Source organism: Acinetobacter guillouiae CIP 63.46 (assembly GCF_000368145.1).
Lineage (GTDB): Bacteria > Pseudomonadota > Gammaproteobacteria > Pseudomonadales > Moraxellaceae > Acinetobacter > Acinetobacter guillouiae.
Map to the genome: position 1 here is coordinate 1,246,311 of NZ_KB849283.1, position 12,627 is coordinate 1,258,937.

11 protein-coding genes are annotated in these 12,627 nt (G+C 42.2%); all 11 read right to left on the bottom strand.

Going from position 1 to position 12,627, the window contains the following annotated elements:
• Window positions 1–680: 680 nt before the first annotated feature.
• Complete coding sequence (locus F981_RS10990) at window positions 681–1,721, bottom strand: NAD(P)-dependent alcohol dehydrogenase (RefSeq protein WP_004721499.1); 1,041 nt, start codon at window positions 1,719–1,721, stop codon at window positions 681–683.
• A complete protein-coding gene (locus tag F981_RS23925) occupies window positions 1,675–1,905 on the bottom strand; it encodes a hypothetical protein (RefSeq protein WP_016539335.1) in 231 nt (76 codons plus the stop codon). The genes F981_RS10990 and F981_RS23925 overlap by 47 nt, the downstream gene beginning before the upstream one ends.
• Window positions 1,906–1,913: 8 nt before the next feature.
• The gene (locus F981_RS11000) at window positions 1,914–3,095 is read right to left on the bottom strand and encodes a maltoporin (RefSeq protein ID WP_004721500.1); all 1,182 of its coding nucleotides are present in this window, start codon (window positions 3,093–3,095) and stop codon (window positions 1,914–1,916) included.
• Between the two features lie 188 nt (window positions 3,096–3,283).
• The gene (locus tag F981_RS11005) at window positions 3,284–4,798 is read right to left on the bottom strand and encodes an aldehyde dehydrogenase (NADP(+)) (protein WP_004721503.1); all 1,515 of its coding nucleotides are present in this window, start codon (window positions 4,796–4,798) and stop codon (window positions 3,284–3,286) included.
• A gap of 30 nt (window positions 4,799–4,828) precedes the next feature.
• Window positions 4,829–5,827: an ABC transporter permease gene (locus F981_RS11010; protein WP_004721504.1), complete on the bottom strand. Its 999-nt coding sequence runs from the start codon at window positions 5,825–5,827 to the stop codon at window positions 4,829–4,831.
• Window positions 5,828–5,876: 49 nt separating this feature from the next.
• Window positions 5,877–7,391: a sugar ABC transporter ATP-binding protein gene (locus F981_RS11015; protein ID WP_004721507.1), complete on the bottom strand. Its 1,515-nt coding sequence runs from the start codon at window positions 7,389–7,391 to the stop codon at window positions 5,877–5,879.
• 61 nt (window positions 7,392–7,452) lie between these two features.
• A complete protein-coding gene (locus F981_RS11020; RefSeq protein WP_004721508.1) occupies window positions 7,453–8,562 on the bottom strand; it encodes a sugar ABC transporter substrate-binding protein in 1,110 nt (369 codons plus the stop codon).
• Between the two features lie 242 nt (window positions 8,563–8,804).
• On the bottom strand, window positions 8,805–9,518 hold the full coding sequence (rpiA, locus tag F981_RS11025) for a ribose 5-phosphate isomerase A (protein WP_004721510.1): 714 nt from the start codon (window positions 9,516–9,518) through the stop codon (window positions 8,805–8,807).
• Between the two features lie 47 nt (window positions 9,519–9,565).
• A complete protein-coding gene (locus F981_RS11030) occupies window positions 9,566–10,405 on the bottom strand; it encodes a MurR/RpiR family transcriptional regulator (RefSeq protein ID WP_004721513.1) in 840 nt (279 codons plus the stop codon).
• Window positions 10,406–10,444: 39 nt separating this feature from the next.
• On the bottom strand, window positions 10,445–11,092 hold the full coding sequence (locus F981_RS11035) for an HAD family hydrolase (protein WP_004721514.1): 648 nt from the start codon (window positions 11,090–11,092) through the stop codon (window positions 10,445–10,447).
• Window positions 11,093–11,108: 16 nt separating this feature from the next.
• Complete coding sequence (gene xylB / locus F981_RS11040) at window positions 11,109–12,626, bottom strand: xylulokinase (RefSeq protein WP_004721517.1); 1,518 nt, start codon at window positions 12,624–12,626, stop codon at window positions 11,109–11,111.
• Between the last annotated feature and the right edge of the window lies 1 nt (window position 12,627).

Sequence of the window (12,627 nt, forward strand, 5' to 3'; positions counted from 1 at the left end):
TCTATATCGTCGTCTCAAACTAAAATACATACCAAGATTCACAAATCCTTCGTGCTGTCTTATCGATTGGTATTGATTTAAATCATTTCTTAAAGTTATAAAAGTTGTGGAATTTTATTGATAAATATTCACAACACAGTGTTAAAGTATAAAATTTAGAAATATGCGTATTGACATTTCACCACGAATTCATTGACAAATTACGACAAATATAAAGACCGATATGTATAAAGTATTTTCTTTTAGGGTTTTAGTAAATTAAACTGAATTAAACATACAAATAAAAATCACTTGAATAATAAAAAACTTATTATCTTAAATGCTTAATTATTATTTATGATGATCAAAAAATTCAGACTATAAATAAAAAATTAAAATTTTATCATCCAAGGTTATTATTTAACTTTCATTTAATTAGTATAATAAATACAACCAAACCAACGCATTATTTATACAAGTGATTTATATCTAGTCATTGATCATAAATAAAGCATATATTTTTGTATAAACTTTTAGAAACTATTGGTTATCAATTCATTTTTTGTACTTTGAATCATAGGTTGTCCTACCATAGGGCGACATGAATGTCGCTGTTGGGTGGGAGTACATATTTTTAATATGCTTCATTTTTAAATATAAATATCCCACCTCACATATCTAAGTGACTAATAATTAATAAATTACAGATCAAAATCGATAATAATTTTAATCATATCTGCAGGTGCCGATGCCGCCAACTTAAATGCCTCAATACTTTGATTAAAATGAAATTTTTTTGAAATTAACGGCTTCACATTAATTTGACCAGAAGCAATCAGCGCAATAGAACGCTCATAATCATTTGCGTAACGGAAAATTGAAATCGTCTCAATCTCTTTGACCTGCATGGCAACAATATCCATCGGCACAGCCTGTTGTGGCATTCCAACAAAAACCAGTTTGCCCGCAGGTTTTAGACAATCGGGCGCTGCTGCAATTGCGCTTGCATGACCACTACAGTCAACAAATAGGTCGACACCACCGACAAAGTGCCGTTGTACAAAGCACTTTAAATCTTCCTGTGCGACATTACATGCAATTAAACGCTCACCATAATGCTGGACTAAAAAATCCAACTTTTGCTGTTTTACATCCGTAATGATAACTCGACTACAACCTGATGCGAGTAATGCCAATGCCATTAAAGCACCAATCGTCCCTGCACCAGTAACCACAGCAGTATCTCCAGGTGAAATACCCACTTTGCGAGCCACATGTACACCTGAGGCCAAAGGTTCAACCAGCACAGCTTCTTCAAGGCTGACATGATCTGGTACCTTAAAGGTTAAGTTTGCTGGATGAACTACAGACTCACGCAATACACCATGTACAGGCGGTGTTGCCCAAAACTGAATATTCGGATCAAGATGATACAAACCCTGCATCGCTTCTGGAGAATTTGGCTCAAAAACCCCAGGCTCCATACATACACGATCGCCTATTCTTAAATGTTGAACTGCTGAACCGACTTCAACAATGATCCCACTCGCTTCATGACCCAGAATCATTGGTGCATTGACAATAAAATCACCAATTCGACCATGCTGATAATAATGCACGTCACTGCCACAAATACCCACTTTGGCAATTTTAATGCTTACATCAGTTGCGCTTAGATATTCATTGATCTCAATATCACGAATTTGCAGTTTGTCTTTTTCTTCCAGTACCAATGCTTTCATTGTGATTGCTTCCTTGGGTGTTGTTTTCCGTTGTTGCTTTTTTTGTTGTGCCTTTCTGCTGCTGACTTATTCCACTGGGTTGTGTTGCAATGGTTGATGTCATTTTTAATTGAGTCATATTTTCAATTGAGTCACATTTTTTAAAATGAGCGATCTTATAAGACCACTCATTTTGAATAATCAATTAAAGCCTTACCACCAATATTCCAATTGAGCACCAAAGTTTGAACCACGATTCACATTTTGAAAATTGTTATTCGGCATCACCAAATCACGCATTTTTTGCTCATTATCGTTCCAAAATGCATAGGTATAATAAAGACGCAGTTCTGGGCGATCATAATAGCCTGTGCCCTTTATCGACCAGGTTGGTGCAAGTGTCAATTTGGTCAGATTACGGGTTTGGTCATTGGCCTTAATTTGGTCATAGCCAATTTCTGTGGAAATTTTAAAATGATCTTGAACCACATATGCCACCCGAGAGCCTACTGAAATCCAATCACGATCTTGTTGATTCTTTAGTTGGTCTTTTTGGTAAATAAATTGAGCTTGTCCATTGAATTTCTTACTGTCTGAGGTCCAATCCAAGATTTCAAGAAAGCGCTGTGAAGAAGTATCACGATCCAACTCAGGGTTACCGGTATAACTCAGCCCGATCCCAGCGCCTTGACCATATTGTAGCGCCACGGTATTTTTACCATTCAATACCTCAGCCGTGACATTTTGCACGGTTAATGCCCAGCCCATCTCATCTGCATCAATCAATGACAAACCTGTATTGATTGTATTTTTAGAACCGATTGGAATCCCTTTCACTGTCACATCATGTCGATTGATATATTTTTCCTGAAATACATTGTCTTTTCGGGAAAACACATAACTTAAGGACAAGTCATTGATTTTATAATCATCAATACCGAAGCCAGTAGCACTCTGATTCCAATAAAAGAAATCAGTCATGTGAATGTCATTACGTTGATAAAATCGCCTACCTGCCCAGAGATTTGCCCCATTCAGATAGGAAATATTTCTCCAATCCAAATAAATTTGATTCATTCGGGTAAAACCATTGTCGTCATTAAAACTTAATGTTTGCCCATATTGGTTATAGAACTGAAGCATTCCTTTGATGTTCAATTCGGAATTATCTTTTAATTTGATCAGGTTTTGTTGGGCAAAAAACTCACCGTATTGTTCACATTCATTGCCAAGACGATACTTGGTCGGCGCCCCCGTGAGTCGAAAACACTCTTGTGTTTTGCCATTTTCAGTTGCACCGATTCCCGTACGGAAATAGCCACCAAATTCGATCGCAGATGCAATTTGCGACAATAAAAAAACCGCTGTTCCAACAATCCATAAGTTTGTTTTCATGTTAAATTCCTTTTTTAAGCATGAGTTTGCCTTATCCCTCTGATTCATTCAGTTGGATGGAGTAAAGAGCGCACTCGTTAAAGTTATATTTATTTCAATTCGATTTAGAGTTTAATAATGAGATAAAATCATCTCCTTTAATTCATCTCATTGCCTATATTTTCAAGCACATTAGGCTTGATTTTTACTTAACGTAAATCCACAGGAAGTAAGTCTTCCGCAATATTTTGATAACACACAGGACGCATAAAGCGACGAATCGCCAGCGTGCCTACAGAGCTTGCACCAAAGTTTGTTGAAGCTGGATAGGGTCCGCCATGAACCATGGCATCACATACCTCAACCCCAGTTGGGAAACTATTTGCAAGAATACGACCTGCTTTACGTTCCAGCACAGGCAGTAATTGACTTGCAACGTGATGATCTGCTTGATCAAGATGAAGCGTACAGGTAATCTGCCCCTCAAGGGACTTCGCCACGTGCATCAATTCAACGATATTTTTAACAATAACCACTAAACCCAGCGGTCCAAATACTTCTTGTTCTAAGGTCTTATTTTCCAGCCATGCTTTGCCTGTTGTAACAAACAGATAAGGACTCGCATTACGCAAATCACTGCTTGAACTAAAGACTTCACTTACATCTGCTGTATTTGCCAAACGTTGTTGCCCTTCACGATAAGCCTCGGCAATCGCATCGGTTAACATAACCTGTGCTGGAACAGATTCAAGTGTTTTTACAACAGTTTGAATATATGCATCTGCTGCTAAACCTTCGATCAACACGGCGACCCCAGGATTGGTGCAGAATTGACCTGCGCCTAATGTCAATGATTCAGCCCAACCTTTGGCAATTTCAGCACCACGATTGGCAATCGCATTGGGCAAAATAAACATTGGATTGACAGAACCCAATTCACCAAAGAACGGGATCGGTTCTGGACGTGCAACACAAAGATCATATAAAGCACGTCCACCACGCAACGAACCTGTAAATCCAACCGCTTTAATCAACGGATGTTGTACTAAGCTTTGACCAACATCTAATGCTCCACCGTGGACTAAACTAAATACACCAGCGTGCAGTCCACATTTTTCAATCGCAGCATGAATCGCTTCAGCAACAATCTCCGCTGTACCTGGATGTGCCTCATGTCCTTTAACCACAACTGGACACCCTGCGGCCAATGCCGATGCTGTATCCCCGCCTGCTGTTGAAAATGCCAGCGGAAAATTTGATGCACCAAATACTGCAACTGGACCGATTGGGCGTTGCATCAAACGAATTTCTGGACGTGGCAGTGGCTTTCGATCCGCAAGTGCAACATCATGCCGGCGATCCAAAAATTCACCTTTCAAGATATGTGCAGCAAAAAGTCGCAGCTGCCCCACAGTGCGTCCACGTTCTCCTTCCAGTCGAGCCTTGGGCAACCCTGTTTCTTGGGTTCCAATCTGGGTAATCGCATCTGCTCGAGCTTCGATTTCATCAGCAATGACATTGAGAAAAGTCGCGCGCTGCTCAAGCGTTGAGTAACCATAAGTGCAAAAAGCATCTTCTGCCGCTTGGCACGCTTGATTGACAAGTTCACGATGACCGATAGAAAAACGAGATACTGAACCATCAATAGGGTTATTGGTAAAAGTCTGATCAGTCGCAATCCACTTCCCTGCGATTAAGTGCTGACCATGTGGTTGAAAAGACATTGTGCTTGTTCCTCGATCAAGTTGAGTAAATTAACCAAAATAACGGACGCGGAAAGCATCAATCAGTACTGCAATAAAAATCATGATTCCTCCAATCATTCCGACATAAAAAGAAGGCACATTGATAATTGCAAGTCCGACCTGAATGATCGTGAGTAGCAATACACCACCCAATACGCCTTTCACATTGCCACGCCCACCAAATACACTGACACCACCAATAATGGGTGCCGCAATCGCATAGAGTAGATAGCTTGAGCCTTGATTTGATGTAATTGCCATTTGCCATGAAGCCAGTAAGAATCCCGCAAGAGCAGCAAGAAACCCAGAAATGGTATAGGTCATAATCTTGATACGTTTCACTCGGATTCCCGCAGAGAGTGAAGCAGCAGGATTTCCACCTACAGCATAGATTGAACGACCCAAAACGGTATGTTTCAACATCACGCCAATAATCAACAACATGATCAAAAATACCACTGGCATTAATGGCCAAGTCCCGAGGGTTGCCTGTCCAATCCAAGTATAAGCTTCTGCAAAATTATTCAGCGTTTTGCCTTGCGTTAAGGCCAAAAGTGCACCTTGAAGGATGATCATCATTGCTAGGGTTTGGATCAACGCAACCATTTTTAATTGGGTGATACACCAACCATTAAAGAACCCAATAAAAGTACCGACCAATAAGCCCAGTAAAATCGCGGCAAACCAAGGTAATCCCCAATCAGAATAAGCAAGTGCACCTACAGCAGCGGAAAAACCTGCATTTGCTGGAATTGAAAGATCGATTTCAGCAATCAACAATGGCAATGCGACAGCCAAACCCAAAAGCCCTAAAACGGTTGCCTGCACCATGATATTTTGCAAATTAAACACGGTAAGAAAGTATTCATTAAATGCACCAAAAATGATGACCAAAGCGATCAACCAAATCCAGACCACGTTGTGGAGCACCCAACCTAAAATTTCGCGAGTATTTTTCTTTGCTGTAATGTTAGTGATCTTATTGTCTGCTGCTATTTCATTACCCATTGCATCTCTCCTTACTCATTGCATCTATCCTTATTATTGTCTCGTGACATCACGCCTGAACGGATGCACGTAGACGGTCGACGGTAATCTCCTGCCCCGTCAATGTTTCTTTTACAGTCCCTTGATCAAAAATACACACGCGATCGACCACACGAACCAATTCGTCCATATCGGTTGAAACAATGATGACCGCAACACCAGCACGACTAAGTTCATCAATGATGCGCAATACATCTTGTTTCACCCCAATATCAATTCCACGTGTCGGTTCATCCACCATCAACAATCGTGGCTTTGCTGCCAACACTCGTCCTAAACACACTTTTTGTTGATTACCACCACTCAATGTATCCACTGCATATTCAGCATTGGGGGCTTTCACCCCCATTGCGTTAAAATAATGCTGAATCACCGAATCCTCTGCCTGTTGATCGATAAATCCCAATTTTGAGCGTTGTGATAAAGAAGAAAGCGCAATATTCGATCCAATCGACATCTGTCCTACAGCCCCATCATGACGACGATCATCAGAAAGATAAGCAATTCCCATATCAAAGGCTTCATGTGGAGATGTTGCTAAAGCTTGCGCATCTTCGCCATGCATTGAGATTGAGCCTTTTGCAGGATGCAATCCAAAGATTGCCCGAGCAATTTCTTTTGCACCTGCGCCAGGCAAACCTGTAAATCCAATCACTTCGCCTGGACCAATGTTCAGTTGTTGCAAGGCCAAATCTTTGCCATATATATTTTTTAAACAAACAGCAGGGATTTGACCGGTGTAATCACATCGCTCCCGTTGAAAAAGCGCAAGGTCTCTCCCGATCACCAACTCAGTCAGTTGTTCAGCACTCATGTTACTCACATTGTCAGAACCACCTGCCAAACTGCCATCACGTAATACAGTCACCGCATCACAAATTTCAAGAATTTCATCGTTGTAGTGTGAGATAAAGATAAACGTTACCCCCGTAGCTTTTAATTTATGCATAAAATCAAATAACTGACGGCGATCAGCAACAGTTAATGCCGCTGTTGGCTCATCTAAAATAATCACCCGACCACCAGAGAACATCGCCCGTAGAATATTTAACTTACGTCGTGCCACCGCATTTAAATGCCCTGCTAGCGCTTTGGCATCGATATTGGTTCCTTCAAGCATGCGACTTGCATTGCCACATAAAGTTTTCCAATCGATAAAACCTTTTTTATTCGGCCAGATACCCAGCATCAGGTTTTCTTCTGCGGTCATGTTGTCAATGATCATTGGCTCTTGTGTCACCAAGAAAACCCCAGCGGCTTCCATTGCTTTGACATCAACATGCTCAAGTACACGACCATTTAAAATAATTCGCCCAGATGTAGGGGTGACTTGTCCCGAAATGATGCCAACCAATGTGGATTTACCTGCACCGTTTTCACCCAGCAAGCCATGAATAGAACCTTTACGAATTTCAACCGTGACACCGCGTAGTGCTTGAACCACACCATAACTTTTGGTCACGTTCTCAATGCTTAGGATCTTCTCATTAATTGCCTTATCAATATTCCGTTCATGTAATCCCATTTTTTCTCTCAACATTGCTTATTTGTCATCACTGGAACAAGTCTGCTTTACTCAATGCGAATTAAGCATAGGGAATGCCCCAATCCTTCTCAGCTACTGCCCCCCAATGTCTTGCATCACTAGCATTGTCCTTATTGATGACAAAAGCAGGAATAATCAGTGTTGGTCCTGTTTTACCTTTTACGATGACGCCCTTTTCCCAAAAGTACTTGGTGTTTTGGTATTCACCCAAAGGCACTTCTGTATTCTTCAATGAATGCTTGGTTAGCATTTCAACCGCAATCTCACCATAAGCGATTGGGTCTTGAGATACACATGCATCCATATAGCCTTCCTGAATCCATTTCAAAGCAATTGGCTCACCATCAATCGTCACAAAAATAACATGGCCTTCCTCACCGACCTTCTTCCAACGATTTCTTTGTTGCAATGCAGTCGCAATACCGCGTGCAGGAGAGTCAGAAGGTGCATGTACTGCATCTAGATCAGGATGCTCAGATAAGGTAGATAAAGTTACCGCCAGCATTTTTTCCAGTTGCCCTTCAGTCGGTCGAGACAAATAGGTAATTTCTGGGTATTTCGCAAAAACTGAATCCATGCCTTCTTTACGTAAACGCCATGCCACAGAAGCCAAAGCACCAAAACAATTTAAGACTTTACCTTTTGGCTTTCCGTACTTTTTGACCAAACGACTTACAATTTCCTCAGCAGCAATGACACCGCCTTGAAAATTATCAAAACTTACAGTAATTGCGACATCACCACCATCCGCAGGCGTATCGATGATACCGACAGGAATTTTTTGCTGGTTATAGCGCTGGATGGCAGAAACAATCGCCTGACTGTCTATTGAATCTGAAATAATTGCAGATGGTTTTGATAAGAGTAAGCTCTGCCACTGCTCAAGCTGACGGGTACTGTCAAAGTTTGCATTGGTGGCTTGAAACTCGCCTGAGTTGGCTTGCACCGCACGTTTAACAGCTTCTTCCTGAATCACAAAAAAGTAGTAATCAAGACTTTTATTGGAATATGGAATTGAAAGACGAGTTGCGGTTGATGTAGAACGACTACATCCTATAAGCCCTCCCCCCAAACTCAGTCCTATACCTGCTGCAACTGCGCTTTTAAATAGATTACGGCGGGTTATTCCGCCCTGATTTGATTTTGTCATTGGAATATCTCCTTTATTCCTTATTTATTAAATCTAGTAATACTACATTTTTAATTAAACTGTCAATAACATCCCATGCAGAATATTTAAAAAATAATCTTTAGATACAATAAATAGATACTTAAAATTAAACAATAAAAGCTTAAATATATAATAAACACGGATATTTAAGAGAAATATCAACCATTTTATTCTGGTAAATCGATTTTAGTTTTATAACAATAAAATATAGTTTTACTATATTATCGCATTTTTACGTAAGAGGTTCCATCAAAACACGCCACCACCATCCCCACCGCTTCACGAGTAAACAGACCATTTTCGACCACACCCGGAATTCGATTGAGCTCAATCTCTAATGGTGATGGATCTTTGATTATTGGCCCACAATGGCAGTCTAGAATAAAATGACCACTGTCTGTCACGACGGGTTGCCCATCACGCATTCGACGTTCAATCCGTATATTGTCAATACCATGTTCTGCAAGTACACGTTCAACCATTGCTAAGGTTTGCTTCCATGCAAATTGCACCACCTCAACTGGAAGCGGAAAGCCACCCAAACAATCGACAATCTTGGTTTCATCACAAATACAGATCATTTGTTTAGAAGCGTGTGCGATGATCTTCTCCCAAAGCAAACAAGCACCACCACCTTTGATCATATTAAACTGGTGATCAACTTCATCTGGACCATCAATGGTCAGATCAATTTCACCGATCTCATTGGGATCCGTGATTTCAATCCCCACCTGTTGTGCCACCTCAATGGTTGAACGAGAAGTGGTGGTACACGTCAGGGTTAATCCATGTTCTCGGATGTGTGCACCCAACTCTCGAACAAAAAAATGCGACGTCGTTCCAGAACCTAAGCCCAATTTCATACCATCATGGATAAAATCCTGAATTACTCGGCGTCCTGCTACTTTTTTTGCTTCATCCTGTTGATTACTCATTCAGTACTCCTGTTACTTACGCAGCTTCACTGCTACTTTTTAATTGATCAAATCTTGTCCGTGTGCCATAAATCAAGCGCCGGCAATTGATCAGGAAATTGACTACCACTTGCGATTGCAATGGCAGTGACTAACATATTGGTCACCAGATGATGGTTCAGGCGTGAAGCCAACGGCGTCATAAGCTCGGTATGCTCATAAGGCTGCACAGCAATCAGCACATCTGAAATCTGTGCCAATGGACTATCATGTGCCGTAATCGAAACCACTTTCGCACCACGTTTACGGGCAATGCTGGCAATCTCGACCATTTTTCGCGTATGTCCAGACTGCGAATAAATCAAAATAACTTCTTCAGGTCTGGCACTATCGGCATGAATACGTTGGTGCTTTGTACCAAGCAAGGCCTGACAGCGGATACCCAGTCGTTGAAATTTATGTTCTGCATCCACAGCATTGATTTCAGACATTCCTGTGGCATAAATGCCAACCCAATTTGCCGCTTGTAGGCAACCTGCTCCCGCCGTGATTTGCTCTGGCACTAAATCTTCAGCCAAGCGCTGAATTGCATTCAGTGAATTACGACAGGTTTTCCGCACAATATTTTCAATACTGTCATTGGGAATAATTTGCTCATAAGCAAATGGTGCAGATGGCACTAAGCTCTGCGCCAACTGAAGTTTTAAATCCTGATAACCCTCAAAACCAAAACGGCGGCAAAAGCGCATAATGGTTGGATCACTAACAGAACAGACTTCAGACAGACTCGCCATACTCATCTGAATCACTTCAGATGGTGATGTCACCACAAAATCAGCCACACGTCGTTCAGCACGATGCATGTTTTCACTTTCTTGAAGAATCCGCTGTAACAAACTGACGGTCATACCACTACACTCCTAGCCGCCACCTGACAGCACATCAAATCAAACTTGTAATAAATCTGCCAAACGACTTAAGCGTTGCTTGGCAGAAATTTCCACCTCTGGGCCACCGCCCCAAGGTACAACAAAAAAAGGCACATCGGCACCCACTGCGGCTTGTTGATCAATGGGTGTATCACCAACATAAGCCCAACCACCAGAAACCAAATTCATCGCGTCCGCCACAGCCAACAAATGTTTTGGATCTGGTTTACAGGCAGGTACCGCATCCGCACCTAAGGCCACATCAAATAATTCAGATAAGCCCAATTGCTGCAACACTTTAGCAGTGATTGCATGGGTTTTGTTGGTACAAATGCCCAATTTTATCCCAGCCGATTTTAACGCCTCAAGATCTTCACGTACGTGTGGAAAAATTCGGGTATGCCCCGCAGGATTGGCCAGATACGCCTGTTGGTAACATTGTAGAGTTTGCTGTAATGTTACTTCGTCATAGGCAACATCCAATTCATCTAAAATATCGATAATCAGCCGACGTGGACCATTGCCAAGAAATTTTTCAACAAAATGCGCCTCAAGCTTGGGCCAACCATTTTGAGCAAAGCCAATATTTAAAGCCTCCGCAATATCAGGCGCACTATCAATTAGCGTACCATCTAAATCAAAGATAAATGCAGAATAAGCAGTCATAAAAAACTCCTGAGAATTATTGGTCAAAAATTGGAGAACTTAACGCGGTAAGCGTTTGCCCCAATACGGGATAGAGACTGCGATACATTTCATGCGCTTGTGCATACACCTCAGCGACTGCCAAATTTGGCTGTTCTCTAGAAATTGCCCGAAAGTTTTTGATTGCACTTTGTGCATCGGGCCAAACCCCCATTGCCAAGCCAGCAACCAATGCAGCACCAAAGGCGGCACCTTCAGCAGCACCATCGGTCGTCACCACCTCACAACCAAATACATCGGCCTGAATTTGTCGCCAAAGAGTAGACTTTGCACCACCCCCAGAAGCTTTAATCACATGCTTTTCAATCCCTAATGGCTGCATTAAGGAATACATATCCGCCAAGGCATGCACCACCCCTTCCATCACAGACCGAGCAACATCACCACAATCATGTCGTGCAGTGAGACCGATAAGCGCGCCACGCGCTTTAGGGTCGGCATGAGGGCAACGCTCGCCATACAGATAAGGTAAAAACAATAAGCCCTTTGCACCCGCCCTACTCGCTGTTGCTTTGGCGACAATTTGCTCAAATGAAAGATGTTGCCCGTCAGCAATATGACAAAAATTCTCACGGAACCAATTCATTGCACTGCCAGCATTGAGAGAGACACCCATACAATGCCATTTATCAGCAGCCACATTGCAGAAAACCTGCAAACGACCTTTTGGGTTTTCTTGTGCTGTATCTAAGGCAGCAGCGAGAATCCCACCTGTACCAAGTGTGGTTTGCAGTTCACCCGGCTCAATCACACCTGAACCAAAAGTCTGAATTACCGAATCCCCACCCCCACCCGCAACAGGTAATCCCTCTGGAAGACCGAAGAGTACTGCACCTGCTGCTGAGACGTGTCCTGAAATCACTTGTGATTCAAATACCGGTGGGAGTATTTCAGGATTAATTCCTATCTTTTCGATTAAATCCGTGGCCCATTGTCGCGAACGCACATCAAACAAGCCTGTGCCAGAAGCATCAGAAACCTCAGTGGCAATCACCCCAGTCAGACGTAAACGCAAATAATCTTTCGGGTTCAACATGCTACGCATACGCGCAAATAGTTCAGGCTCGTGGCGTTGCATCCAAAGAATTTTGCCACCTGTATAGCCCACCAACATTCTGTTATTGGTTGCCGCAAGTAATCCATCCAACCCACCAGCAGCCACGACAATATCATCACATTCAGCTTGATTACGTTGATCATTCCATAAAATGGCTGGGCGTAAAACTTGCTGTGAAGCATCAAGTGGAACCAAGCCATGCATCTGCCCAGACAAGCCAATACACAATATTTGCACTGGAGGCGCTTTGGCCAATGCTCCTGCGACAGCCTGACGTGCACCCTCCACCCACAATTCAGGATCTTGCTCCGTCCAACCTGGTCGAGGTCTAGACAATGGATAAGTTGCGATATCGGCTGAAACAACTTTTCCTTCAATATCGATCAATAAAGCCTTACATCCTGAAGTTCCTATATCTATCCCTAGAAGTACTTGCATA